General features: G+C 65.1%; 24 protein-coding genes and 1 tRNA gene. 9 read left to right on the forward strand and 16 right to left on the reverse strand.

Annotated elements, in window-relative coordinates:
- Positions 1-11: 11 nt before the first annotated feature.
- Genes ACWW36_RS03900 through ACWW36_RS03910 form a run of 3 tightly spaced genes read right to left on the reverse strand, consistent with a single transcriptional unit; the run spans position 12 to position 3,023 of the window.
- A complete protein-coding gene (locus ACWW36_RS03900) occupies positions 12-1,367 on the reverse strand; it encodes an MCE family protein (protein WP_456140292.1) in 1,356 nt (451 codons plus the stop codon).
- A 4-nt stretch (positions 1,368-1,371) separates the two neighbouring features.
- Entirely contained in the window at positions 1,372-2,256 is an 885-nt protein-coding gene (locus ACWW36_RS03905; RefSeq protein WP_456140293.1) for an ABC transporter permease, read from the reverse strand.
- Complete coding sequence (locus ACWW36_RS03910) at positions 2,253-3,023, reverse strand: MlaE family ABC transporter permease (RefSeq protein WP_456140294.1); 771 nt, start codon at positions 3,021-3,023, stop codon at positions 2,253-2,255. The genes ACWW36_RS03905 and ACWW36_RS03910 overlap by 4 nt, the downstream gene beginning before the upstream one ends.
- 311 nt (positions 3,024-3,334) lie before the next feature.
- On the opposite strand from ACWW36_RS03910, the gene ACWW36_RS03915 reads away from it, so the two are divergent.
- The gene (locus tag ACWW36_RS03915) at positions 3,335-4,009 is read left to right on the forward strand and encodes a TetR/AcrR family transcriptional regulator (RefSeq protein WP_456140295.1); all 675 of its coding nucleotides are present in this window, start codon (positions 3,335-3,337) and stop codon (positions 4,007-4,009) included.
- A gap of 1,184 nt (positions 4,010-5,193) precedes the next feature.
- Entirely contained in the window at positions 5,194-6,432 is a 1,239-nt protein-coding gene (locus ACWW36_RS03920; protein ID WP_456140296.1) for a tyrosine-type recombinase/integrase, read from the forward strand.
- 51 nt (positions 6,433-6,483) lie between these two features.
- Here the strand turns inward: ACWW36_RS03920 and ACWW36_RS03925 are convergent.
- The 5 genes from ACWW36_RS03925 to ACWW36_RS03945 form a co-directional block, all read right to left on the reverse strand.
- A tRNA-Ala gene (locus ACWW36_RS03925) sits at positions 6,484-6,559 on the reverse strand.
- Positions 6,560-6,612: 53 nt separating this feature from the next.
- A complete protein-coding gene (gene sepX, locus ACWW36_RS03930; RefSeq protein ID WP_456140297.1) occupies positions 6,613-7,653 on the reverse strand; it encodes a divisome protein SepX/GlpR in 1,041 nt (346 codons plus the stop codon).
- 156 nt (positions 7,654-7,809) lie between these two features.
- A complete protein-coding gene (locus tag ACWW36_RS03935) occupies positions 7,810-8,466 on the reverse strand; it encodes a GNAT family N-acetyltransferase (RefSeq protein ID WP_456140298.1) in 657 nt (218 codons plus the stop codon).
- 20 nt (positions 8,467-8,486) lie between these two features.
- The gene (glp, locus tag ACWW36_RS03940) at positions 8,487-9,743 is read right to left on the reverse strand and encodes a molybdotransferase-like divisome protein Glp (protein WP_456140299.1); all 1,257 of its coding nucleotides are present in this window, start codon (positions 9,741-9,743) and stop codon (positions 8,487-8,489) included.
- A 40-nt stretch (positions 9,744-9,783) separates the two neighbouring features.
- Complete coding sequence (locus ACWW36_RS03945) at positions 9,784-10,695, reverse strand: UTP--glucose-1-phosphate uridylyltransferase (RefSeq protein WP_456140300.1); 912 nt, start codon at positions 10,693-10,695, stop codon at positions 9,784-9,786.
- Between the two features lie 96 nt (positions 10,696-10,791).
- On the opposite strand from ACWW36_RS03945, the gene ACWW36_RS03950 reads away from it, so the two are divergent.
- The 3 genes from ACWW36_RS03950 to ACWW36_RS03960 all read left to right on the forward strand — a co-directional run bounded on the left by ACWW36_RS03950 (position 10,792) and on the right by ACWW36_RS03960 (position 12,534).
- The gene (locus tag ACWW36_RS03950; protein WP_456140301.1) at positions 10,792-11,397 is read left to right on the forward strand and encodes a 5-formyltetrahydrofolate cyclo-ligase; all 606 of its coding nucleotides are present in this window, start codon (positions 10,792-10,794) and stop codon (positions 11,395-11,397) included.
- Between the two features lie 72 nt (positions 11,398-11,469).
- Positions 11,470-11,802 (forward strand): FmdB family zinc ribbon protein, encoded by a 333-nt coding sequence (locus tag ACWW36_RS03955; protein WP_456140302.1) that lies wholly within the window; start codon positions 11,470-11,472, stop codon positions 11,800-11,802.
- Positions 11,803-11,874: 72 nt separating this feature from the next.
- Positions 11,875-12,534, forward strand: a complete 660-nt coding sequence (locus ACWW36_RS03960; RefSeq protein WP_456140303.1) for an SAF domain-containing protein — start codon at positions 11,875-11,877, stop codon at positions 12,532-12,534.
- 6 nt (positions 12,535-12,540) lie between these two features.
- On the opposite strand, the gene ACWW36_RS03965 is transcribed toward ACWW36_RS03960, so the two are convergent.
- A complete protein-coding gene (locus tag ACWW36_RS03965; protein WP_456140304.1) occupies positions 12,541-12,741 on the reverse strand; it encodes a hypothetical protein in 201 nt (66 codons plus the stop codon).
- Positions 12,742-12,879: 138 nt separating this feature from the next.
- On the opposite strand from ACWW36_RS03965, the gene mscL reads away from it, so the two are divergent.
- Positions 12,880-13,338 carry a large-conductance mechanosensitive channel protein MscL gene (mscL, locus tag ACWW36_RS03970; RefSeq protein ID WP_456140305.1) on the forward strand — a complete coding sequence of 153 codons (459 nt, stop codon included), beginning with the start codon at positions 12,880-12,882 and terminating at the stop codon, positions 13,336-13,338.
- Here the strand turns inward: mscL and ACWW36_RS03975 are convergent.
- From ACWW36_RS03975 to rpmF, 7 genes are all read right to left on the reverse strand, one after another.
- A complete protein-coding gene (locus ACWW36_RS03975; protein WP_456140306.1) occupies positions 13,335-13,997 on the reverse strand; it encodes an MspA family porin in 663 nt (220 codons plus the stop codon). The two genes, mscL and ACWW36_RS03975, sit on opposite strands and share 4 nt — an antisense overlap.
- Positions 13,998-14,159: 162 nt before the next feature.
- Positions 14,160-14,810, reverse strand: a complete 651-nt coding sequence (locus ACWW36_RS03980) for an MspA family porin (protein WP_456140307.1) — start codon at positions 14,808-14,810, stop codon at positions 14,160-14,162.
- Between the two features lie 707 nt (positions 14,811-15,517).
- A complete protein-coding gene (locus ACWW36_RS03985; protein WP_456142355.1) occupies positions 15,518-16,060 on the reverse strand; it encodes a MogA/MoaB family molybdenum cofactor biosynthesis protein in 543 nt (180 codons plus the stop codon).
- A 23-nt stretch (positions 16,061-16,083) separates the two neighbouring features.
- On the reverse strand, positions 16,084-17,421 hold the full coding sequence (locus ACWW36_RS03990; RefSeq protein ID WP_456140308.1) for a trypsin-like peptidase domain-containing protein: 1,338 nt from the start codon (positions 17,419-17,421) through the stop codon (positions 16,084-16,086).
- Positions 17,422-17,575: 154 nt separating this feature from the next.
- The gene (locus tag ACWW36_RS03995; RefSeq protein WP_456140309.1) at positions 17,576-19,054 is read right to left on the reverse strand and encodes a HAMP domain-containing sensor histidine kinase; all 1,479 of its coding nucleotides are present in this window, start codon (positions 19,052-19,054) and stop codon (positions 17,576-17,578) included.
- Positions 19,054-19,740, reverse strand: coding sequence for a response regulator transcription factor (locus ACWW36_RS04000; RefSeq protein WP_325336146.1), 687 nt, complete (start codon positions 19,738-19,740; stop codon positions 19,054-19,056). Before ACWW36_RS04000 ends, ACWW36_RS03995 begins: the two co-directional genes overlap by 1 nt.
- Positions 19,741-19,806: 66 nt before the next feature.
- Positions 19,807-19,980 carry a 50S ribosomal protein L32 gene (rpmF, locus tag ACWW36_RS04005; protein WP_325336148.1) on the reverse strand — a complete coding sequence of 58 codons (174 nt, stop codon included), beginning with the start codon at positions 19,978-19,980 and terminating at the stop codon, positions 19,807-19,809.
- A 237-nt stretch (positions 19,981-20,217) separates the two neighbouring features.
- Here rpmF and ACWW36_RS04010 point away from each other — a divergent pair, with 237 nt between their 5' ends.
- From ACWW36_RS04010 to ACWW36_RS04020, 3 genes are read left to right on the forward strand one after another with little or no spacing between them, the layout of a single operon-like run.
- Entirely contained in the window at positions 20,218-21,912 is a 1,695-nt protein-coding gene (locus ACWW36_RS04010) for an acyclic terpene utilization AtuA family protein (RefSeq protein ID WP_456140310.1), read from the forward strand.
- On the forward strand, positions 21,909-23,069 hold the full coding sequence (locus ACWW36_RS04015) for an acyl-CoA dehydrogenase family protein (RefSeq protein WP_456140311.1): 1,161 nt from the start codon (positions 21,909-21,911) through the stop codon (positions 23,067-23,069). Before ACWW36_RS04010 ends, ACWW36_RS04015 begins: the two co-directional genes overlap by 4 nt.
- On the forward strand, positions 23,066-24,661 hold the full coding sequence (locus ACWW36_RS04020; protein ID WP_456140312.1) for an acyl-CoA carboxylase subunit beta: 1,596 nt from the start codon (positions 23,066-23,068) through the stop codon (positions 24,659-24,661). The genes ACWW36_RS04015 and ACWW36_RS04020 overlap by 4 nt, the downstream gene beginning before the upstream one ends.
- Positions 24,662-24,666 lie beyond the last annotated feature (5 nt).

Below are 24,666 nucleotides of genomic sequence, written 5' to 3' on the forward strand. Positions count from 1 at the left end.
CACGGCGGCGGTCACTGGCCCGGCGCGGCAGGTTGAGCCTGCGGCGCGGGAGCCGGTTCGGCTTGCGGGGGCGCCGGGGTGGTCGGCCATGCATTCATTGGCGCCCCGAATGGTCCGGGCGGTGGTACGACGAGCCCAGGCGACGGCGGCCCCTGACACCGCACGCTAGGTGGCTCGGGCACTGCTCGGGTGGCCGGGAGCCAGTTGGCGTAGCAGGGATGTCCAAGCCCGATGTTGTCGCGGATGTCCATACCGGTCCCCCATCCGGTGTTGGTCACCAACTGCCGCACCGGGAATTGCTTCGTCGGATCCGGCAGAGACCCGCAGCCTGGCTTTCCGCCGGGCCCGCCTTTGGCCGCCACGATCGGCAGATTGTCTGGATACACGTATGGGTCGTTGCCCCACAGCAGCCCGGCGTCAACGATCAAGCTGTAACCGTTGTGACCGCCCGTTGTGTAATAACCCCCGTTGTCGAGAAACCACTTCGCACCCTGAAGTAAGCATGTGTACTCCGGGTTGTATTTCAACAGCAGCTCTGTCGTGGGCTCCAGGGTGTTGACGGTGTCCTTCAGGTTGCCCCCGTTGGCACCGAGCAATTCGATACCGCTGTTCGACAGGCCAGTCACGTTGAGTAGCAACGAATCCAGTTCCTTGGCGTGACTCGTGATGGTGCCGCTTGTGGTGCTGACGGCGTCCAACGTCGCGATAATGTCTTGCGCCGCAGCGCTATAGGTGTCGCTGAACGCGCCGAGCGCGCGCCAGTCCTCGCGTATGGTGTCGCTTCTCGCATTCAACTCGGTCAGTACCCGGTTGCCCGCGGAAATCGCCTGACCGATGCGCTCACCCTTCCCGCGCAGGCCCTCGGCCAGGGTGCTCAGCACCGCATTCAGTTTGGCAGGATCGATGTGGTGCAAGAGGTTGGTCACGTTCTCGAGCACGGTGTTCACTTCGACGGTGACGTTGCGAGACTGCAGCACTTGGCCAGCCGACAAGCGTTGCGGACTTGGGTTATCCGGGTAGATCAAGTCGACGTACTTGCTGCCGAACGCGGAGCTCGCCTCGATCTTCGCCTCGACGTTGGCTGGGATATAACGGATCTGGTCGGAGTCGATCTTCAGCTTTAGACCCACAGGTTGCTGTCCACCGACGATGGAGCTGACCTCCCCGACGTCGACCCCACGCATCTTCACCTTGGCGCCGGATTCCATCACCAGGCCTGAGCGGTCGGATGTGAGCGTGACCGGGACGTAGGGATTGAATGACCGGTTGAATACTGCGTAGGACATCACGATGAAGCCGACAACGATTACCACGAGGATGGCGGTCCACCACGCGGGATGCAGGCGGCTCTTCTGGTTGGGATTCACGCGGCTATCCCGAGAGATGGAAGTTTCCGTGGCGGCCGTAGATGGCCAGCGACATGAACAGGACGACGAAGACGGTGACAATCAACGACGTTCGGACTGCGCGGCCAACGGCCTCGCCGACTCCGGCCGGCCCGCCCGAAGCCGTATAGCCGTAGTAGGTGTGAATGAGCATCACGACAGTGCCGGCGACCATCACCAGTACAAGAGACCAGATAGCGTCCATCGGATTGAGGAATGTGTGCATGTAGTGGTTGTAGACACCGGACGACTGACCGTAGAGGCCAGAGATCAAGCGCAGCCCTAAAAAGCCCATCACTAGGGCCACGCAGTACAGCGGTACGACTACAAACACTCCCGCGATAACCCTGCTGGACGCCAGGTACGACACGGACCGCACTCCGATGACTTCAAGTGCGTCGATTTCCTCGTTGATGCGCATGGCACCAATCTGTGCGGTTGCCCCGGCACCGATGGTGGCGGTCAACGCGACGGTTGCGATCAGTGGCGCGATAACGCGGACATTGATGAAGCCTGCCAGGAAGCCCAACAGCGCCTCGACGCCGACGTGGTGCAGCGTGGCCCAACCTTGCTGACCCGTGAGAGTTCCGGCGGCGAACACCAAGAAGGCGACAACCACGACGGCTCCCCCAACTAAGACCAAAGCTCCTGTGCCCAAGCTCATTTGAGCGATCAACCGAACCAACTCGATCCGATAGTTGGCCAGCACATCGCCGATGGATCGGATCGTTGTGGCGTAGAACTGCGTCTGTCTGCCGACCCGATTCCACCCGGCGGCCCAACTGCGCGTTGTGCGGGTGATCCGTGGGAACAAGGTGCTCGGTGCGGCGCCGCCGTCTCCGTATGGCGGGAGCGAAAGGTCATGGCTCATATCGCACCAACCACGCTGAGCCCGATTTGCGTTGCGACGACGTTGATTGCGAACAGCGCCATGAAGGCATAGATGACGGTTTCGTTGACGGCGTTGCCGACACCCTGTGGCCCGCCGCCGACGGTGATGCCCTTGTAGCAGGCGATCAGGCTGGCGGCCATGCCGAAGAGCAGCGCCTTGATCATCCCCTGGATGACGTCGGGGAGTCCCACAAGGACCGTCAAGCCGGCGACGAACGCCCCCGGAGTGACGTGCTGGATATAGACAGACAGCACGAACGATCCCGCCAACCCGACGAGAGTCACCAATGCGTTCAGCATGAGCGCGACGAGCGTGGCGGCCAGCACCCTCGGCACCACCAGTGACTGGACAGGATTGAGGCCCATCACCCTCATCGCGTCGAGCTCCTCGCGTATGGTGCGCGCGCCGAGATCGGCACACATTGCGGTGGCACCCGCGCCCGAGACGACCAGCACGGTGACGACCGGTCCGATCTGGCTCACGGTGGCCACCGACGCAGTCGCCCCAGCGCCGTCCGCGGCGCCGAGCTCGAGCAGCAGGATGTTGAGGATGAACACAACGAAGGCGGTGAAGGGGATCGACAGCAGCAAGACTGGCGCCAGCGACACCCGCGCCACGAACCACGTCTGGTTGACGAACTCGCGCCAGGCGAACGGCGGCGTGAACATCGCGACGAACGTGTCGAGGGTCATCGCGAAAAAGCCGCCCACGGCGCTGACCGGCTTGATGAAGACGCCTTTAGGCATAGTTCCCAGATAAGTCAACGTGCGGGTCCCCCATGCCGCGTCGAGCCGTTCATCGACAACAATCCCTCCGTCAACTCCATATCCGCTGGCACCGCCGGGAATATCTGTGAACCAAGACACACTCGGCTGGGCTGAACCGTACACCACACATTTCATCGCGAGCAACTGTTCGACGTTTGATTCGTGATTCCTAGCGCACCTATGGATTGGCGTGGCTGGCTTTGCTGGCACAACATGCCATTGACTGCGTCGATCAACCGCCGGCAGATGACGCTCCCGTGGCGGAGTGTGACTGTGACACACTGCGACACATGTCCCGGCGACGTTCTCCGACGTCTCTCCCCAGTTACCGGGCGGTGTCGACGGCCGAACGGCATGAGGCGACGCACCGTGAGATCGTTGCCGCCGCAGTACACGCCTTCCGTGTTCGCGGCTACGCGGCGACGACAATGTCGACGGTTGCTGCCATTGCCGGGGTCTCCCCGCGCACACTGTATCGGTATTTCGGCGGCAAAAGCGAGCTATTTGCAGCAACGGTGGAAGAGGTCAACGCTGAATTTCTTCAGCAGCTGTCGGAGAGAATTCAAATCTCGTCAATTCATGATGCAATTATTGGCGCTGTCGAGAACGCTTATCGTGAATTGAATGGAGAAAGCCGTGAAATGATGCGACTTACCGCGGCAGACCAAAACGCGTGGCGATACTTTCTCGGGGCGGCAAGCAGAATGCAACCAACACTGGCCGCTGCCCTGCGATCTGCCGCCGGGCAAGGCGAAGGCCAGGACTGCACCGACGAGCAGTTGGTCTGGGAGGTGCGGGCGAGCGCACTACTTGGGGCGATAAGCACCGCTTACCGCCGTTGGGCCACGTCGCCCGGCTCCGAGCTCTCCGACCTCATCGCCGTGGCGGTGGAAGTCGTCCTGCCCGCAGTCGCAACCCGCGCCGGACCCGATAACGCGAGCCCATCCGCCTCCCGTTCCGATTAATATATAACTAATTGTGCCGCAATCTGTTTCCACATCACCACGTTCGGCACGGCGGTCGCCCAGATAGCAACGCGGTCTGGAAATCACGACAGCCGTCTTCGACTCAAACAACAGAGCTCCTAAATAGATATCCATTTATCGGATTTCCTCGATACCGACCAGGTCAGAGTTGGAGCTAACAGACTTCAACCAATCCGCACAGCTTCCGGCGATCACCTTCGGCTGCTCATCATTTAGAGCGGATCGCACCCTCGGCCGAGGTGTTGTGGCCAAGTAGATCCAGCAGAATTCCAGGGGTGTCATGCGTAAATGTCGGCCCGAGCGGTGCTGCCGAAGGCGCAGCGGACGGCCCGCCTCAGCGCATTGATCACTCGCACACCGCCGTCACACCGGTGCGTCGTCGTCGGTCAGGCATCTACCAGCGATCATTGACGACGTACCGCCAGGCCTTAGTGGCTACCGTTCCCGCGGGTCGCGAGCCGATTGACGACTGCTCAACGGCAGCCTCTCGGAAACCGGCCTGAGGCCCCTGACTCGACGGGTGATGCGCGCTGCGGCAGTCCGGCAGATTCTCCTGACTCTGAGACGATCAGCCGAGGCGCCGACACATGGCGCGGCGAAGTCGTATCGGCACCGTTGCGGTTCATCCGCGGTGCCGACGCCCAGGGAAGTGAGTCGCAATGGGTGCGCGTGCCTTCGCGAGCACGTCGTTCACCAGTGGGTGCTCGCGCGGCGGACACGGACCAACGGTAGCGGTGTCACGGGCGTTGTTTCGCGCAAGCCGGTGAAACTGCTTCACGAATTCCTCAACGGCGCATGACTTTCCCAGGCTGTCATCGAGTGCAACTGAAGACGGCGCGCGATCGGTCGGGTACGTCTCCCCTGACGCGACACGCCCAATCACCGGTGCAGCGGGATGCAAGCACCGTTCCAACCGCGTTTTCGAGGGGCTGCCACATAGCGTGTTCACGCCTCATCTGAGGTGTGACTTTACTGCGCGGAACCACCTCGACGCCCCGGGCGGAGTCTAGTTCCATTGACCAGTCCGCGATGTCGTCCAGCAGGCCGCCAATCTCGTGCGCCGCCTTGCTGCGCGATCTCCACAGCGCGAGAGACGCCCTGTACGAGATCGCACGGTTTGAACCGTCACCCGAAGATGCTCCCAAGAAGAAAGCTTCATCAAAATGACCAGCCGCAACCGCCGTGCCGGTGTAGAGGACCGATGGCACAAGACAATTCGCGACGAGCACGGCAACGAAAAGAAGGTGCCCAGTTCGAAATATGGGCGCGGTCTGCGCTGGCAGGTCCGCTGGGTCGATGACGACGGCTACGAGCAATCCAAGTCGTTCGGCACCAAAGGTGCGGCGAAGCAGTGGCTCGACACCGAGGTAACCGCCAAGGTGGCGACCGGCACCTACGTGCCGCCACGAGCCGGTGTGCTCACCGTGGCCGAGGTCTACACGTCGTGGTCGGCCTCGCAAGGCCATATCAGCGCCAAGACTGCTGCGACGCGAAAAAGCGCATGGCACAGTCGCGTTGAGCCGCAGTGGGGCGCGGTGGCAGTGGCTGATGTGAAGACCGCTGCGGTGCGTGCGTGGGTCGCCAAACTGAATTCTGAAGGTGTGGGCGTACCGGGCATTGAAAACGCGTTCGGTCTGCTGCGTCAGGTGCTTGGTGCAGCCGTCGAGGACAGCCGCATCCCGCGCAATCCGTGCGACGGAGTGAAGCTGCCCAAGCGGCAGCACTCGGATCGCGGGTACCTCACGCACGGCCAGGTGGTCGCGCTCGCCGCTGCGGTCGAACGGGACGGCACAGTGGTGCGGTTCCTGGCATACACCGGTCTGCGATGGGGTGAGATGGCTGCGCTGCGCGTGCAGGATTTCGACATGCTGCGCCGCCGCGTCAACGTGTCGCGCTCGGTGACCGAAGCTGCCGAGGTCGGGCTGGTGTGGACACCGGGCAAGACACACGAGCGCCGCTCGGTGCCGTTCCCTGCCGTGTTGGCCGACGAACTGGCCGCGTTGATGGTCGGCAAGGCGCGTGATCCGTTGGTGTTCACCGACATGCGCGGCGGCGTTCTGCGGAACTCGAATTGGCGGGCGCGGGTGTTCGCGCCAGCCGTCGCCGCGTGCCAACAGGCCGACGAGTCGTTCCCGACGATCACGCCGAACGATCTGCGGCACACCGCCGCCTCTCTGGCGATCAGCGCGGGGGCCAATGTGAAGGCGGTGCAACGGATGCTCGGCCACGCGAAGGCCAGCATGACACTGGATGTCTATGCCGACCTGTTCGACACCGACCTTGATGCGGTGGCCGTGGAGTTGGATGCGGCCATTAAATCCGCTGCTGCACAGGCCAATCGAGGGCCAAAATCAAAGACTGCTGCGGGCCGGTTGCGGGCCGGAATGCCTGAGCCGGATTAGTCCGCTAACGAACGAAACCTCTCTGATGCTGGTCAGAGAGGGTTTGGCTTGTGGTGGAGCTAAGGGGAATCGAACCCCTGACCTACTCGATGCGAACGAGTCGCGCTACCAACTGCGCCATAGCCCCTGGTACCGGTAGCAGGCTACCAGCCGTGGCGTCGCCGCCGGAAATCGATCGAGCTACTGCCCCGCGGCGTGTGGCAGGTCGAAGTCACGTGCGAACGGGGCGTAGTCGAGGTGCTCGAAGGCGGGGTCTTCGTCGTCGATTTCCAGGACCACAGAGCCGGGCCTGCGCAGGCGGGAGGGCACGACGTCGTACTGGCGGTCCTCGGTGTTCTCTACGCCGAGGCGAGCCCGCGCCATCCGTTGGGCTCGGCGCCGGCGCAGCCGCTCCTCGATGCGGGTCTGACGGCGCAGATATCCCAGGTAGATCACCGTCATCACCGCGAGGGAACCGCATGCCCACCATGCGGCCGAAGCCACGGTGAACGCGACGACGGCCGAGGCCACCAGCAGCGCCGCCATGACCATGAGTAAGCGCTTGCGGAACTTGTACTTGCGGGCACTGACGGTCGCGGCGGTCTTCGACTCATAACGGCGCCGGCGCGCAGCGCTCAGCGAGTCAGCCAGCTGCAGCTCGGCGTCCGACGGGGCCTCGAGGCCCGACGAGTCGGCCACATATTCGTACTCGTCGTCGGCGTGGTCGTCCTCGGTGTCGTACTCGTCCTGCGGCTCTTCGACTTCGGCAGGCTCGTCGAAATCCAAAGGCAGCTCGTCCGTTTGGCCGACGGGCTCTGGCTCAGGCTCGACCGTTTCCTCGACGGGCTCGTCGGCCTCGCTGACCAGCGCTCCGACCGGCAGTGCGCCGGAGTCCTCGACGACGTCGACGTCGAGGTAGTCGGGGCCGGTGTCGTCCTCGGTGTCGACGACAGCCGCCCTGACGACGGACCGGCGCTCTGCGGGTTCATCGTCGACGTCGTCGAGCTCGTCGTCCATGTCATCGCTGGAGGGGCGCCAGTCCGGATCACTGCGGTGGCCCGCCGCCGGACCTCCCCGCCGCAAAAGCCTTGCGCGCCTGCCGCTATTCAGAACTCGCGTCGCCAACGCCACATCGCTGGTGCGGCGTACCGCGTCACGCTTGCTGATCAACATCGGGACTAGCACGAAGAGCCAGAGCACGACGAGAGAGATCCACAGGAGGGATTGGGGGATGCTTGGCATGTCGCCTGCTCCTTTCCCCTTCAGGCTAGGTCCGTGACCAGCGCATCCGGAGACGGCGCGCCGGAGTCAATTACACACCTGTAATTCGCAGCTTACAAGCACCAACAGTCACAAATGTCACATTAGTAACACCCGAGCAGTGACTTTGCGGCCCCGCTAGGCCCAACTCGCGTGGCCCTGGCGCACTAGCGCCGACGCTGCGGAGCCGCTGAGCTCCTCGACGGTGATGGCCACGAGCAGGTGATCGCGCCACGCCCCGTCGACCTCGAGGTAGCGACGCAGCAGGCCTTCTTCGCGGAACCCGACCTTTGCCAGCACCGCGCGGCTCGCAGCGTTCTCGGGGCGGACGGTGGCCTCGACCCGGTGCAATGTGACTGGGCCAAAACAGTGGTCAAGTCCCAGCGCGAGCGCCGCGGTCGCCACGCCGCCGCCCGTCGCGGTGCTGGCCACCCAATATCCGATCCACGCCGACCGCAGCGCGCCGTGGGTGACGTTCCCGACGGTCAGCTGACCGGAAAATTGTCCGTCGACCTCGATGACATAGGGCAGCATTCGGCCCCTTCGTGCTTCCGAACGCAAACCTGAACAAACCGATGGCCACGACGAAATAGCATGGCGCACATCCCAATTGAGTTCGGTAACCGGCTCCCAAGGTTCCAGGTGAGCGCGGTCGGCGAGCCTGATCCGGCTCCACTGCGCGCCGTCGCGCAGCCGCACCGGCCGCAAACGCACCAACCCGGCCGGAACGCGAAGCGGACCGACGGGCATCGGCCAGCCAGGATGCGTGGTGGAACTGGATCGCCACAGGTTCATGACGGCACGCCGGTTCGGGCTCAGCCGCGCTGCGCCAGGAACGCGACGTCGACGATCTCGCCAGTGCGGATCTGCTCGGCCTCGCTCGGAACGACCACCAGACAGTTTGCTTCTGCCAGCGTCGCCAGCAGATGCGACGACGCGCCCGGCTCCCCGCCGAGCGCCTGCACCAGGTATTCGCCGGTGTCCTGGTCGCGCATCAACTGACCGCGCAGGAACCCCTTTCGGCCGGCCACCGAGGCGATCGGCGACAAGGTGCGCGCCTGCACGACACGACGCAACGGCTGACGCTTGCCCAGCGACAGCCGGATCAGCGGCCGCACCATGACCTCGAAGACCACCAATGCGCTGACCGGGTTCGCGGGCAACAAGAACACCGGCACGCCTTCCGGGCCGAGCTGGCCGAAGCCCTGCACCGAGCCGGGATGCATCGCGATGCGGGTGACCTCCATCTCGCCGAGTTGCGAGAGCACTGACCGCACCCCTTCGGCCGCCGCGCCACCGACCGCACCCGCGATCACCACCACCTCGGCGCGATTGAGTTGGCCCTCAACGATTTCCCGCAATTCCTTGGGCTCGGTGTCGACGATGCCGACACGATTCACCTCTGCACCGGCGTCGCGGCCCGCCGCGGCCAGGGCGTAGGAGTTGACGTCGTAGACCTGGCCGTTGCCGGGTGTCCTGGAGATGTCGACGAGCTCACCGCCGACGCACATCACCGACAACCGGGGCCGCGGGTGCACCAGCACGCGCTCCCGTCCCACCGCGGCGAGCAGGCCGACCTGTGCCGGGCCGATGATGGTGCCCGCGCGCACCGCGACGTCACCGGGCTGCACGTCGTCGCCGGTGCGACGCACATACGCTCCCGACCGCACGCCGCGCAGCACGGTCACCCGCGACTCGCCGCCGTCCGTCCAGCGCAACGGCAGCACGGCGTCGGCCAGCGTCGGCATCGGCGCGCCCGTCTGCACGCGAGCCGCCTGGCGTGGCTGCAAGCGGCTCGGTGTACGGGCTCCCGCCTCGATCGAGCCCATCACGGGCAGGCTGACTTCGCCGTTGCCCTCGTCGTCGCCATCGGCGGCACCGACGCCAAGCACGTCGACACTGCGAACGGCGTACCCATCGATGGCGGCCTGATCGAAACCGGGCAGCGGGCGTTCGGTGACGACCTCCTCGGCGCACATCAATCCCTGCGCTTCGGCGATGGCTACTCGGACCGGTCGTGGCGCCACAGCGGCGGCCGCTACGCGAGCCTGCTGCTCCTCAACCGAACGCACTACACGCCTTTCTCCCGCTCGCGGGCCTCTTCGCGCGGTTCTAGTGTTCGGCCAGGCCCAATCGCTCTACCAACCACCGCCGCAGCTCGGGTCCGTAGTCGTCGCGCTCCAACGCAAAGTCAACCGCAGCCTTGAGGTACCCGCCGGGATTTCCCAGGTCGTGTCGAGATCCGCGATGAACCACCACGTGTACCGGATGGCCTTCTTCGATGAGCAGCGCAACCGCGTCGGTCAACTGAATCTCGCCGCCGGCGCCGCGCGGAACACGCCGCAGCGCATCGAAAATCGCGCGATCGAGCACGTAACGGCCCGCCGCCGCAAACAGCGATGGCGCGTCCTCGGCCTTTGGTTTCTCGACCATGCCCTTCACCCGCAACACGTTCGGGTTCGCTGCGTCGGGCACCGTCTCGACGTCGAAAACGCCGTAGGCGCTTATCTCGTCGGGCTTGACCTCGATCGCGCACAGCACGGTGCCGCCGCGTTTGGCGCGCACTTTCGACATGATCTCCAGCACGCCGGTGGGCAGCACGAGATCGTCGGGCAGCAGCACGGCGATGGCGTCTTCATCCGGCGACAGACTGCCTTCGACGCACCCGACGGCGTGACCGAGGCCCAGCGGCTTGGCCTGAACGACCGACTCGACCTTTATCAACGCCGGCGCACGCCGCACCTTCTCCAGCATCGACTGTTTGCCGCGCGCTTCCAGCGTGCCCTCGAGGACGAGGTCTTCGACGAAGTGCGCGACAACGCCGTCCTTGCCCTCGGAGGTGATGATGATCAGCCGCTCCGCACCCGCTTCGGCTGCCTCGGCGGCCACGAGCTCAATGCCCGGCGTGTCCACGACGGGCAGCAATTCCTTGGGCACCGTCTTGGTGGCAGGCAGAAATCGTGTCCCCAAGCCCGCGGCCGGGACGACCGCTGTGCGCGGTATAGGAACCTCAGGCCGTGTCATCGTTCACACATTAACCGCATTAGCTTGGTTAAACCCCGCAAGGCCAAGTTCTGTCGGCTTTGCGGTGCCCGCGAGTTGCCTGTCATCGTTGACGCCGTGACCGGCCCCACCAAGACCGAGCTTCGCGCCGACATTCTGGCGGCTCGCCGCGCGCTGGCGCCACAGGTGCACGACGCGGAGGCGCACGCCTTGTGCGGAGGCCTGTCGGCCGTCGTCGACAGCGGTCAAACCGTATGTGCCTATGTGCCCGTGGGTTCCGAGCCGGGCTCGATCGAGTTGATCGATTCCCTGGTGCGGCGAGGGGTGCGCGTGCTGCTGCCGGTTGCCCGCCACGATGCCGCGGGCATCCCGATGCCGTTGCAGTGGGGAGAGTATCGGCCCGGCAACCTTGTCGAAGGGCGATTCGGGCTGCGCGAACCGGCCGCCCCCTGGCTTGCGGCCGAGGCGATTGCCTCCGCGGTTGTGGTGGTCGTGCCTGCGCTTGCCGTGGACCGCGACGGCGTTCGGTTGGGGCGCGGCGCGGGTTTCTACGATCGCTCGCTGCCGCTGGCCGATCCGGCCGCCCGACTGGTGGCGGTGGTCCGCGACGACGAGCTACTCGACCGGCTCCCCGCCGAACCACACGATGTCCGGATGACGCATGCGCTGACGCCACAGCGCGGCGTGGTCGCGCTGGACGAAGGGGGCACACCGCGGGAATGACGCGGCTCACGTAGCGGTTCTAGCACTTGAGACGGTAGAGTGCTAAGAAGTTTGATCACCTCGGAGGTTTTCGTGCCTACCTATTCCTATGCGTGCACCGAGTGCGGCGACCGCTTTGACGCGGTGCAGGCGTTCAGCGACGCCGCGCTGACGACGTGCAGCAAGTGCAATGGGCGACTGCGCAAGCTCTTCGGAAACGTGGGAGTGGTGTTCAAGGGCAGCGGTTTCTACCGCACCGACAGCCGGGAGGCGAGCAAGAGCTCGTCCAACGGATCGTCGTCCAGCCCCTCCAACGGCTCATCCAACGGCTCGGAATCGTCGAGCACCTCGTCGTCGTCGGAGAAGTCCACCTCGACCACGTCGGGCACGAGCAGTCCGGCGCCCGCCGCAGCCGCTTCGAGCTGACGTCGGCGAAGTTATCCACAGCCGCGGCCTGACCCCGGGCCGATATCGTCTTCTGCTGCCTAGCGTGGCGGCATGGGGCAGTCTCTCAATCCGCCGGCGCTGAGTCGGCTGCTCGGCGCTGTCCGGCCCGACTGGACGCGCACCGTGGCGGCCCGACGGGTGGCGGCGGGTGCACTGGTCGTCCTGGCCGCCGTCGCGGCCCTGCGCTCCGATCCGGACGGTGACCGAACCGCGATCGTCGTCGCCGCGCGTGACCTCGGACCGGGTGTCGAACTGAGCGACGCGGATGTGCGGATCGAAATGCGTTCGGCCACAATGATTCCCGATGGATCGCAATCAGATGTGGCTTCCGTGGTCGGCGCACGGCTGGCAGGCCCCGCCCGTCGCGGAGAGGTGCTGACCGACGTGCGACTGCTGGGGCCGCGGCTGGCCGAATCCACGGCCGGACCCGACGCACGCATCGTGCCGTTATCCCTGTCTGACACCGCCCTGCTGGACCTGGTCCGTCCCGGTGATGTGGTCGACGTGCTGGCGGCGGCGACGTCGGACACCGGCGCAGACGCCAAGCCTCAAATCGTCGCGACCGACGCCGTCGTCGTCTTGGTGTCCGAGAAGCCGAAGGGAGCCGGGGCGGGCAGCGACAGGGTGGTGCTGGTGGCGTTGCCGGCTCACGTCGCCAACGACGTGGCTGCCGCGGCGCTCGTGCACACGGTGACGCTCACCTTCCACTGATCGCCGTCAGCGCGGCGGGGCGGGCACCGGCGTCGTCGTCGGCGCCGCAGGCCCACGGTGCTCGATCGCGTCCATCACCATGTCGGCCAACTCATCGGACGAGGACGTCGTTGGGGTCGGCGGTGCCGGATCGGCGTTTGCCGTCGCGACCGCCACCGACGAGACGCCAATGAGCAAACCCGCCACCACCGTCAACAGCCCCCGCATCGCCGCTCCGTTCGTTTTCGCCTGCCGCACAGGTTGATTCCCCGAGAAGCTAGCACCGACCCTCAAACGCCGCATGCGCAACCCGACTAACGTCGTGCATCTGTAGACAGCACACGATTGCGGGAGGGATCTGAGCGCATGTTGAAGGGCTTCAAGGAGTTTCTGTCGAGGGGCAACATCGTCGACCTGGCGGTTGCGGTGGTCATCGGCACCGCGTTCACGGCGCTGGTCACCAAATTCACCGAGAGCATCATTCAGCCGTTGATCAACCGCATAGGCGCCGGCGGCGATTCGAAATACGGCGTCCTGCGGATCGGCATCGGCGGTGGCCAGGCCATCGACCTGAACATCCTGCTGTCGGCGATCATCAACTTCGTTCTTGTCGCCGCAGTGGTCTACTTCCTCGTCGTCCTTCCGTACAACCGGCTGCGGAAGAAGGGGGAGGTCGAGCAGGCCCAGGACACAGAGCTGAGCCTGCTGACCGAGATCCGCAACATCCTCGCCGAGACGGACGGGCAGTCGGGCAAGCATGTCAGCGGCCCGGGCACAGGCCCGAGCCCTGACACTGCGAAGACAACCAGTGCGGACAAGTCCTAGTTCATGTTCCAGGGCTCGCCGTAGGTGGTGACGCTGTCACCGGCCTTGGAGATCAGGCGGGCGAACGGACGCAGCAGCACACCACCGGCGGCACCGGTCACCGTGCCGTGCGCGTTGGACACCGCCACCTTGCCGTGCGGACCGGAAACGTCCACCGAGAAGGTCGCCACTTCCTGAATACCGGGGCCGTTACCCAGGTCAGCGCTGATCGACACACCCGGGAACAGGTTCGGGGTAATGACCGAACCCAGCGGGGCGAACCCATTACCCAACGGCGGCGGCGCGATCGACGCGTCGTCGAGCAGGATGTTCGGCGTGGTGTAGCTGAAGTTGATGCCCACACCCAGCGACCACGGGAAGCCGATCTGGTAACCGAGTTCGAGAGTGCCCTCAAACGAATCGGCGCCCGGGCCGGCCACGTTGTACACCGCGCTGCCCGAGTGGAACCACTCGCGAGTCAGCCGGTTGCGGTCCAAGGGGAACACACCATTGAGGAAGGTGTCCCACTGCTGGATCGTCAGCGTCCGGTCCTGACCATCAACCAGACTCAGTTCGTTGTCCAGACCTGCGTGAGAGGTGCCAGTGCTCACGAACAGAGCCGCGATGGATCCAGATATCGCGAGGACCATCGCCATCAGCACCCGACTGATTGCCTTCATATTGTTGCCGACCCTTCTGACCTGGCTAATTTCCCCAGCAATCACTGGTTGTGTTGTAATCGTTACTGAAGTTGAATTTGTTTCAGCCGTTACTGCAGAGATTGCACAAAAACAGCCCCCGACCGAAGCCGGGGGCTGTTTTCTTAGGGCCTGAGCTGGGAGTTAGTTCATGTTCCAGGGCTCGCCGTAGGTGGTGACGCTGTCACCGGCCTTGGAGATCAGGCGGGCGAACGGACGCAGCAGCACACCACCGGCCGCACCGGTCACCGTGCCGTGCGCGTTGGACACCGCCACCTTGCCGTGCGGACCGGAAACGTCCACCGAGAAGGTCGCCACTTCCTGAATACCCGGGCCGTTACCCAGGTCAGCGCTGATCGACACACCCGGGAACAGGTTCGGGGTAATGACCGAACCCAGCGGGGCGAACCCATTACCCAACGGCGGCGGCGCGATCGACGCGTCGTCGAGCAGGATGTTCGGCGTGGTGTAGCTGAAGTTGATGCCCACACCCAGCGACCACGGGAAGCCGATCTGGTAACCGAGTTCGAGAGTGCCCTCAAACGAATCGGCGCCCGGGCCGGCCACGTTGTACACCGCGCTGCCCGAGTGGAACCACTCGCGAGTCAGCCGGTTGCGGTCCAAGGGGAACACACCATTGAGGAAGGTGTCCCACTGCTGGATCGTCAGCGTCCGGTCCTGACCATCAACCAGACTCAGTTCGTTGTCCAGACCTGCGTGAGAGGTGCCAGTGCTCACGAACAGAGCCGCGATGGCCGCGACCATCGCGATCAGCACCCGACTGATTGCCTTCATGTTCTCCCTAGCTATGTCGGCGGTGAACCGGCAGTTCACCGCGTTGTTGTTCGTGCCTGGCCCCTACTGCTACACCACACACGACGCACGAGCCTCATGTGACCCAAATGAGAGACCTCACATGCTGCTCTTACGTTTCGCTCATCGTTGACACGAGGAACATAACGGGGAGGCATCCGACCGGCAACGCGTAACCATCAACATCACTAAGCAACCTGCCGAAATCGCAGAGTTTGCTGAAATTGCCGTGACGGTCGCCGACAACAGTCACTTAGCCGGGCTTGACGAGTAGACGAGATAACTTGGCCACCTTCGCTTCGCACATCAGTGGCAGCTCCTGACGTTCAAAGTCCGCCCGCCATTGTCCGCGCTTATCGCGAAATCACAGGTCATTGATGGTGAGGGGGCATATTGTCCCGCAACCATCGATCGTGCTCGGCCTCGTCTTCCGGCGAAAAATTGTCGCGCTCGTCAGATGGCAGCTCTGGCAACGGATCTCCGAAGATCTTGTTAACTGCATCGCGCGCCGGCTTTGAAGGTTCCTTCACAGTTTCGCTCCTGTGTGACAAAGATCACATTTTGGGAAACATTGCCGTTCACAGGCGTGTAACAGACGCGGCATGGCCGCCATTTGCCGTCGGTGAATCGGCGCGGGTGAGGCGCCCAGTCTGCGTCGTGACGGCGTAAGCCCAGAAAGGGGCAATCAGTTAGATCTCCAAGCTGGATAGCTGGCCGATGATCTGGACAGCCAGAGGGTTCAGCGTCGCCATGCCATCGCGCACCGCGGCACGGGAGCCAGCGAGGTTAACTACGAGCGTGCTGCCGGAGATACCGGCCAGGCCGCGGGAGACGCCGGCATCGGGGATCCCAGCCGACAGACCCGACGCGCGCAGCGCCTCGGAGATGCCCAACAGCTCGCGATCGAGGAGGTCGCGCGTGGCCTCGGGCGTGACATCGCGCGGCGTCACACCTGTGCCGCCGACCGACACCACAAGGTCGACTCCGCCGATCACCGCGGTGTTCAACGCGTTGCGGATCTCGACCTCATCAGCGGAGACCACGACCACGCCGTCCACGACGAACCCCGCCTCACCGAGCAATTCGGTGACCAACGGCCCGCTGTGGTCCTCCTCGCCGTGAGCAGTGCGGTCATCGACAACCACGACCAGTGCTCGGCCCACCAACTCCCCTGGCTGTTCCATGAGTGCAACCGTATATCCGGGGCCGGACAGCGGCGCGGCCACTCTCAATGTGGCCTGGCGTGGTGCGGTTTTCACTGCTGCGCCTTGCCGAGGGTGACCTCGACCGTCTGCGGCTTACCCGCGGGGTCGAGATAAGTCAGCGTCACTTTGTCACCCGGCGCCTTCGATCGAACCGCGGCGACGAGCGCGTCGGCGCTGTTGATCACGCGATCATCGACCTTGGTCACCACGACACCGCTCGGTAGCCCGGCGGCTGCGGCGGCACCGCCGCTGGTGACCTCGACGATCTTCGCCCCGTCGGTGGTCGAGTCGTTGCCGACCTGCACGCCCAGCGAAGCGTGTGACGCGCTGCCGTTCTTGATCAGCTCGTCGGAGATCCGTTTGGCTTGATCGACGGGAATCGCGAAGCCCAACCCGATCGAACCGCTCTGCGCCTGCGGCCCTGCGTCGCCGCCCAAGGTCGCGATCGCCGAGTTGATGCCCACCAGCTCACCGTTCATGTTGACCAGCGCGCCACCCGAGTTGCCGGGGTTGATCGCGGCGTCGGTCTGAATGGCGTCGAGCACGGTGTTCTGGTTCTGCCTATCGCCACCCGCCGCCACCGGCCGATTCAGCGCGCTGATGATGCCGGTGGTCACGGTGCCTTCCAGGCCCAGCGGCGAGCCGATCGCCACGACGTCCTGCCCCACGCGCAGGTTCGCCGAGGAGCCCAGGGTGATCGGGGTCAGACCGGAAACGCCTTGAGCCCGGACCACGGCGATGTCACTGCTGGGGTCGGTGCCGACGACGGTGAATTGCGTGGTGTGGCCGTCGGCGAAGGTCACCTTCGTCTGCGCGCCGGCGGGTCCGCCGGGTCCGTCTTTGGCCGCCGACACGACGTGGTTGTTCGTCATGATCAGGCCGTCGGAAGACAGGATGATGCCGGAGCCCTCCTCGGACTGCTTACCCATGTCGGTCTCCAGCTTGACGACGCTCGGCACCACCTTCGCCGCGACCTGCTCGACGGAGCCGGCCGGAAGGCTGGCGGCGGGCACACTCGGGGCCATCCCGGCCACGCTCGAACTCGTCGTGTGCCGATCCGGCTGGACCAGCACTGCGACGCCGCCACCGATGCCGGCGGAGACGATGGCCACCGCGACCGCGCCTGCCGTCAAAGCGCCTGCGCGAGAACGCTTTTGCGGACCCTGAGGCGGGGGCATGAGCGACGGCTGCGGCGCACCGCGATACGGGTCGTAGGGCGCGCGAAATTGCTGAGGCTGCTGCTGCTGGGTCGCATAGCGCCAGTCATACGGCTGCTGCTGGTACGGACCTGGCCGAGGCGCTCCGGGGTATCCGGGTGCCGCCTGATTATGGCCACCGGCCTGATGGCCCGGCTGCGGTGGCGGCGAGTACCTCGGGTGGTTCGTCATCTCGGTGTGATGCTCTTCCTTCAGTAGGGTCCGACATCTGAAACAACGACGGATACAGGCTCAGGGTGCCCACTTGGGCTGAGAATCCACTTAGAGAACAATCGGGACATCCACAGACTTCTTCCCCCAAGTGGCGCCTCAACCCCCGACCCGATCACCCATTGTCGGCGATGGCCACTGATTCGTTCGTATCTTCGGTGCGCTGTGTCGACGGTATCGGCCTGCCTGGCAACACGACGTGAATGGAAGTGCCCGGCGGTTGGCCACCTGGAACCGTGTCCTCGACCCGCAGCGTGCCCCCGTGTTTGAGCACAACTTGTTTGACGATGGCGAGCCCGAGTCCGGAGCCTGGCATGGCGCGCGCAGCCGTCGACCGATAGAACCGCTCGAACACCAGCCGTCGCTCCTGCGGCGGAATGCCTGGACCGGTGTCGGACACGACCAATTCGGCGTGCAGTGGGTCGACCTGAGTCAACCGAACGCCGACGCGGCCCCCGACCGGACTCCACTTGGCAGCATTGTCGAGGAGGTTGAGCACTGCACGTGCCAACCCGCCGCTATCGCCGTATACCTGCCATCCAGTTACCGAGACGTCGAAGTCAATGTCGTTGCGGCGGCGGCGGACTCGCTCCAATGAACGGTCCACGACGTCAGCCAGGTCGACGGGCTCGTGAATGACGTTGGCCGCCTCCTCGCGGGTAAGGTCCACCAAATCGCCTACCAGAGTTGACAATTCCTCGATTTGGGCTAGCACGTCGGCGCGCAGCCCAGCCATCTCGTCTTCGGGCAACCGTGGCGCACCGGGCTCCATCGAGGCCATCAGCAGTTCGACGTTCGTACGCAGTGACGTCAACGGGGTACGCAGCTCGTGGCCCGCGTCGGTGACCAGCCGCGCCTGGCGTTCGCGCGACTCGGCGAGGGCACGCAGCATCATGTTGAACGCCTCGGTGAGACGGGCGAGTTCGTCGCTGCCGAACACCGGGATCGGTCTCAGGTCGTCTGTGCGGGCGACGCGTTCGGCCGCTTCGGTGAGCCGGGCCACCGGCCGAAGTCCCGCACGCGCCACCGCCCCGCCGGCGACCGCGGCCACCGCTACACCGAGCCCGCCGACGATGAGCAGGACGGTGCCCAACCGTTTGAGCACCTGACCGGTGGGGGCCAGGCTCTTGGAGATCAGCAAGGAGCTGCCGTTGGTGAGGTGAATGGCCAGCACCCGTTGGTGGTTCGCGGTTCGCAGTGACATCAACAACTCCCCCGACACCACCGCCTTTTCCGGCTCGCCCAGTGGCAGCGTCTGGCCCTGCTGGTTGGCGGTGTAGATCGATCGTCCCGGATTGACCAGCATCGCGTTGACGTCCGAATAAGCGGTGCCCTCGATGGCCTTGCCCGGATCGGCGGCCAGCGACCCGCTTTCGATCAGCAGCCGTGCCCTGCTGTGCAGTTGGTTGTCGATGTCGTCGTAGAGCGCGCGGGACACCACCGCGTAGACCGCGACGGACATCAGCACCACGACCATCGCCACCATCGACATGGCCAGGAGCATCACGCGCCAGCGCAGCGACAATGAGCTGGTGGCTGAGAGGGAAGGCCGCACGTGCGCCCGCGGCCAGAACCTCAACTTCTGGGTGGCCATCAGGGGGGTGTTTCGCGCAGCACATAACCCACCCCGCGAACGGTGTGGATCAGCCGCGGCTCTCCTTCTGCTTCTGTCTTACGGCGTAGGTAGCCGACGTAGACCTCGAGTGCGTTACCCGACGTCGGGAAGTCGAAGCCCCACACCTCTTCGAGGATGCGGCTGCGGGTCAGCACGCGGCGTGGGTTTGCGATCAGCATTTCCAGCAGTGCGAATTCGGTGCGCGTCAGGCTGATCTCACGGTCGCCACGGGTGACTTCACGGGTCACCGGGTCGAGGGACAGATCGGAGAAGGTCATCGCGGGCGAGTCGGCCGCGTCGTCGGGGGTGGTGCGGCGCAACAAGGCCCGCATCCGCGCGAGCAATTCCTCGAGCGCGAACGGCTTGGGCAGGTAGTCGTCGGCGCCGGCATCCAAGCCAGCCACCCGCTCTGACACCGAATCGCGCGCGGTCAATACCAGTATCGGGAGGTCGTCGCCGGTGCTGCGCAGTTGCCTGCACACCTCCAGCCCGTCGAGCCTCGGCATCATCACGTCGAGCACGAGAGCGTCGGGCCGATCACTGGCGATCCGGTCGAGGGCTTCGCGGCCGTCCTGCGCCAGTTCGACCGAATACCCGTTGAAGGAAAGCGACCGGCGCAGCGATTCGCGCACAGCGCGATCGTCGTCAACGACAAGTATGCGCACAGGCACAGTGTCTATCTATCACCTGAGACGCGCCTGAGAGGCGCGCCAATGCGCGCCGCGCCGGAGTTAGCGGCGGTCGAGATCGATCAGGCCGAGACGAGCGGCCTTGAGCAGGCGCCGCGGCACCTTGTGCTGCTGACCGGCGACGGTGACACCGACCAGCTCGGGGCGCTTGGCCTTCCACTGCGCGCGCCGGCTACGGGTGTTCGCACGCGACATCCTGCGCTTGGGCACAGCCATGATCGAGCTTCTCCTCTATACGGGTGCTGCCGAGCGAAAGACTCTGGCGCCGGCAATTGCACTTCAGGATAGCCGGTGAGCTGCGTAGCCTCCAAAACAGTGGATTCGGCGCGGTCAGCCGCGCTCAGCGCCCGTCAGCAGCGCCGAGACCGAAAAGTGGGAGCGCCTTGACGCGTTACCAGCGGTAGCCGCTAACCTACCGGTTGGTTGGGGGCAATTGGCGATGGGAGGCCTTGCGTGACTGGTCCGGTCCGCATCGGCAATTGCTCGGGTTTCTACGGCGACCGGCTGGCCGCGATGCGCGAGATGCTCACCGGCGGCGACCTGGACTATCTGACAGGCGACTATCTCGCCGAGCTGACCATGCTGATCCTGGCCCGCGACCGCGCGAAGTCACCGGAGCGCGGGTACGCCAAGACGTTTCTCATCCAGCTCGAGGACTGCCTGGGCCTTGCCCTCGACAAGGGCGTGCGGATCGTCGCCAACGCCGGCGGCCTGAATCCCGCGGGCCTGGCCGCTGCGGTGCGCGCGCTGGCCGAGCGCCTCGGGTTGTCGGTGAACGTCGCGCACGTCGAGGGTGACGACCTCTTGCCGCGGGCCGAAGAACTCGGATTGGGCACGCCGCTGGCGGCCAACGCCTACCTCGGCGCCTGGGGCATCGTCGACTGCCTTGGCAGCGGCGCCGACGTCGTCGTCACCGGTCGGGTCACCGATGCCTCCGTGATCGTCGGTCCTGCCGCCGCGCACTTCGGGTGGGCGCGCACCGATTACGACGCGCTCGCTGGCGCCGTGGCCGCAGGTCATGTCATCGAATGCGGCGCCCAGGCGACCGGCGGCAACTACGCGTTCTTCACCGAGATCGGTGACCTGACCCATCCCGGCTTCCCGCTCGCCGAGATCTATCCCGATGGCTCGTCGGTGATCACCAAGCACCCGGGTACCGGCGGCGCCGTGAGTGTCGGCACTGTGACGGCGCAGTTGCTGTACGAGGTCGGCGGGGCGCGGTATGCGAATCCAGACGTGACGCTGCGGGTCGACACCGTCGAATTGGCTGAAGAAGGTCCTGACCGGGTGCGGATCAGCGGCGTGAAAGGGGAGCCGCCGCCGCCGACGCTGAAGGTGTCGCTCAACAGCATCGGCGGTTTCCGCAACGAGATGGCCTTGGTGTTGACGGGGCTGGACATCGAGGCCAAGGCAGACCTTGTGCGGCGGCAACTCGAGACGAGTCTCACCGTCAAACCCGCCGAGATGCAGTGGACGCTGGCGCGCACCGATCATCCCGATGCCGACACCGAGGAAGCCGCCAGCGCGCTGTTGCGGTGTGTGGTGCGCGATCCCGACCCCGCGAACGTGGGCCGCCAATTCTCTTCGGCCGCAGTCGAACTCGCCTTGGCCAGCTATCCGGGCTTCACCAGCACGTCCCCGCCGGGGGATGGCCAGGTGTACGGAGTCTTCACGGCCGGGTTCGTATCCGCCACCGATGTTCCGCACACCGCGGTACTTGCCGACGGCACACGTGTGGACATCGCAGCGGCTACCCAGACGTTGGAGCTGGCGCCCGTAGCGCCCTTCGCGCTTCCTGAGCCGTTGCCGTTCGGCGAGACGCGGCGGCTGCCGCTCGGTGTGATCGCCGGCGCTCGCAGCGGCGACAAGGGCGGCAGCGCAAACGTCGGCGTATGGGTGCGCACCGCAGATCAATGGCGCTGGCTGGTACACACGTTGAGCGTCGAGAAACTTCGCGAAATGCTGCCCGAGACAGCCGATTTGCCCGTGACCCGCCACGTGCTTTCGAACCTGAAGGCGCTCAATTTCATCATCGACGGCATCCTCGGCCAAGGCGTGGCGTATCAAGCCCGATTCGACCCGCAGGCCAAGGGCCTGGGTGAGTGGCTGCGCAGCCGGACCATCGACGTACCGGAAAGTTTCCTATGAGCATCTGGCACAGCCCCGAACGCGAGCAGCTGCGAAAGACGGTGCGCGCGTTCGCCGAACGTGAAGTTCTTCCGCACGTCGACGAGTGGGAGCGCATCGGTGAGCTGCCGCGCGAGCTGCATCGCAAAGCCGGCGACGCCGGACTGCTCGGCGCGGGCCTGCCGGAGGCGGTCGGCGGTGGCGGCGGCGACGGCGCGGACTCGGTGATCATCTGCGAGGAGATGCACTACGCCGGCTCGCCGGGCGGGGTGTTCGCGTCGCTGTTCACCTGCGGGATCGCCGTGCCGCACATGATCGCCTCGGGTGATCAGCGGTTGATCGACACCTATGTGCGGCCGACGTTGCAGGGCAACAAGATCGGAAGCCTGGCCATCACCGAACCCGGCGGCGGCTCGGACGTCGGCCACCTGACCACACGCGCCGTGCGCTGTGCTGATTCGGCTGGCGACTTCTACCTCATCAACGGCGCCAAGACCTACATCACCTCCGGAGTGCGGGCCGACTATGTGGTGACCGCGGCGCGCACCGGCGGTCCCGGTGCGGCCGGCGTGTCACTGATCGTGGTCGACAAGGGCACGCCCGGCTTCGAGGTGAGCCGCAAACTGGACAAGATGGGCTGGCGCTCCTCGGACACCGCTGAGCTGTCCTATACCGACGTGCGGGTTCCGGCGGCCAACCTGATCGGCGGCGAGAACAGCGGTTTCGCACAGATCGCGGGGGCATTCGTTTCCGAGCGCGTCGGCCTCGCCGCGCAGGCGTATGCGAGCGCGCAGCGCTGCCTGGATCTCACGGTGGAGTGGTGCCGCAACCGCGAAACTTTCGGCAGGCCATTGATTTCCCGTCAGCAGGTACAGAACACGCTGGCTGAGATGGCCCGGCGGGTGGACGTGGCGCGGGTGTACACGCACCATCTTGTGGAGCGCCAGCTAAGTGGCGAAACCAATTTGATTACCGAGGTGTGCTTTGCCAAGAACACGGCCGTCGAGGCCGGTGAATGGGTGGCCAACCAGGCGGTGCAGCTGTTCGGCGGGATGGGTTATATGACTGAGTCCGAGGTCGAACGTCAGTACCGAGACATGCGCATCCTCGGGATCGGCGGCGGAACAACCGAAATACTGACCGCGCTCGCAGCCAAGACGCTTGGATTCCAATCATGACGGCGTTGCGTTCGACTCTGGACCCGAAGGCGCCCGCCTACAGCGAGGCGGCAGAAGTGATGGCGGCCAAACTCGCCGAGCTCGACGCCGAGCACGCCAAGGCGCTTGCCGGAGGCGGTCCGAAATACGTGGAGCGCCACCACGCCCGCGGCAAGCTCACCCCGCGCGAACGTATCGAGCTACTGCTCGACCCGGACTCACCGTTTCTGGAGCTGAGCCCGCTGGCGGCGTGGGGCAGCGACTTCGCGGTCGGCGCCAGCGTGGTGGTCGGTATCGGCGCGGTCAGCGGCGTGGAGTGCCTCGTCGTCGCCAACGACCCGACCGTCAAGGGCGGCACGAGCAACCCGTGGACGTTGAAGAAGATCCTGCGCGCCAATCAGATTGCGATGGAGAACCGGTTGCCGGTGATCTCGCTGGTGGAGTCCGGCGGCGCGGACCTGCCGACGCAGAAGGAGATCTTCATCCCCGGCGGGCAGATGTTCCGCGACCTGACGCGACTTTCCGCGGCGGGCATTCCCACCATCGCGCTGGTGTTCGGCAACTCGACGGCGGGCGGGGCTTACGTCCCTGGCATGTCGGATCACGTGGTGATGATCAAGGAACGGTCGAAGGTGTTCTTGGCCGGTCCCCCACTGGTCAAGATGGCCACCGGTGAGGAGTCCGACGACGAATCGCTGGGCGGCGCCGAAATGCACGCCCGCACTTCAGGTCTGGCGGACTACTTCGCCGTCGACGAACCCGACGCCGTTCGCATCGGCCGGCGCATCGTGGCCCGGCTCAACTGGCGCAAGCACGGTCCGACCCCTGGCCCGGTCCGCGAGCCGCTGTTCGACTCCGAGGAATTGCTCGGCATTGTGCCGTCCGATCTGCGCGTGCCGTTCGATCCGCGCGAGGTGATCGCGCGCATCGTCGACGGCTCGGAGTTCGACGAATTCAAGGCCATGTACGGCTCATCGTTGGTGACGGGCTGGGCCACTCTATATGGCTATCCGATCGGCATCTTGGCCAACCACCGCGGTGTGTTGTTTTCCGAGGAGTCGCAAAAGGCCACGCAATTCATCCAGCTGGCCAACCGTTCTGACACGCCATTGTTGTTCCTGCACAACACGACCGGGTACATGGTCGGTAAGCAGTACGAGGAAGGCGGAATGATCAAGCACGGCTCGATGATGATCAACGCCGTGTCTAACTCGACGGTGCCCCACATCTCGCTGCTGATCGGCGCGTCCTACGGCGCGGGTCATTACGGCATGTGTGGGCGGGCCTACGACCCGCGGTTCTTGTTCGCCTGGCCGAGCGCGAAGTCGGCGGTGATGGGTGGCACGCAATTGGCCGGGGTGTTGTCGATCGTCAGCCGCGCCGCGGCCGCCGCCCGCGGCCAGCAGGTCGACGAGGATGCCGATGCCGCGCTGCGGGCGGCCGTCGAGGCGCAGATCGAGGCGGAGTCACTACCGATGTTCTTGTCCGGTCGCCTCTACGACGACGGCGTCATCGACCCCCGCGACACGCGCACGGTGTTGGGAATGTGCTTGTCCGCCATCGCCAATGGCCCGATCAAGGGGACGTCGAACTTCGGCGTCTTCCGGATGTGAGCACC

This window comes from Mycobacterium sp. MMS18-G62 (genome assembly GCF_053877835.1).

Excerpts from the sequence above, each read along its gene's own strand:
- ACWW36_RS03990 (WP_456140308.1), bottom strand. The coding sequence starts at position 17,421 with ATGACGAACCACCCGAGGTACTCGCCGCCACCGCAGCCGGGCCATCAG.
- ACWW36_RS03980 (WP_456140307.1), bottom strand. The coding sequence starts at position 14,810 with ATGAAGGCAATCAGTCGGGTGCTGATCGCGATGGTCGCGGCCATCGCG.
- ACWW36_RS03960 (WP_456140303.1), top strand. The coding sequence starts at position 11,875 with ATGGGGCAGTCTCTCAATCCGCCGGCGCTGAGTCGGCTGCTCGGCGCT.
- ACWW36_RS03920 (WP_456140296.1), top strand. The coding sequence starts at position 5,194 with ATGACCAGCCGCAACCGCCGTGCCGGTGTAGAGGACCGATGGCACAAG.
- ACWW36_RS03965 (WP_456140304.1), bottom strand. The coding sequence starts at position 12,741 with ATGCGGGGGCTGTTGACGGTGGTGGCGGGTTTGCTCATTGGCGTCTCG.
- ACWW36_RS04020 (WP_456140312.1), top strand. The coding sequence starts at position 23,066 with ATGACGGCGTTGCGTTCGACTCTGGACCCGAAGGCGCCCGCCTACAGC.
- ACWW36_RS03915 (WP_456140295.1), top strand. The coding sequence starts at position 3,335 with ATGTCCCGGCGACGTTCTCCGACGTCTCTCCCCAGTTACCGGGCGGTG.
- ACWW36_RS03935 (WP_456140298.1), bottom strand. The coding sequence starts at position 8,466 with ATGAACCTGTGGCGATCCAGTTCCACCACGCATCCTGGCTGGCCGATG.
- ACWW36_RS03995 (WP_456140309.1), bottom strand. The coding sequence starts at position 19,054 with ATGGCCACCCAGAAGTTGAGGTTCTGGCCGCGGGCGCACGTGCGGCCT.
- ACWW36_RS04015 (WP_456140311.1), top strand. The coding sequence starts at position 21,909 with ATGAGCATCTGGCACAGCCCCGAACGCGAGCAGCTGCGAAAGACGGTG.
- mscL (WP_456140305.1), top strand. The coding sequence starts at position 12,880 with ATGTTGAAGGGCTTCAAGGAGTTTCTGTCGAGGGGCAACATCGTCGAC.
- sepX (WP_456140297.1), bottom strand. The coding sequence starts at position 7,653 with ATGCCAAGCATCCCCCAATCCCTCCTGTGGATCTCTCTCGTCGTGCTC.
- ACWW36_RS03910 (WP_456140294.1), bottom strand. The coding sequence starts at position 3,023 with ATGCCTAAAGGCGTCTTCATCAAGCCGGTCAGCGCCGTGGGCGGCTTT.
- ACWW36_RS03945 (WP_456140300.1), bottom strand. The coding sequence starts at position 10,695 with ATGACACGGCCTGAGGTTCCTATACCGCGCACAGCGGTCGTCCCGGCC.
- rpmF (WP_325336148.1), bottom strand. The coding sequence starts at position 19,980 with ATGGCTGTGCCCAAGCGCAGGATGTCGCGTGCGAACACCCGTAGCCGG.
- ACWW36_RS03905 (WP_456140293.1), bottom strand. The coding sequence starts at position 2,256 with ATGAGCCATGACCTTTCGCTCCCGCCATACGGAGACGGCGGCGCCGCA.
- ACWW36_RS03975 (WP_456140306.1), bottom strand. The coding sequence starts at position 13,997 with ATGAAGGCAATCAGTCGGGTGCTGATGGCGATGGTCCTCGCGATATCT.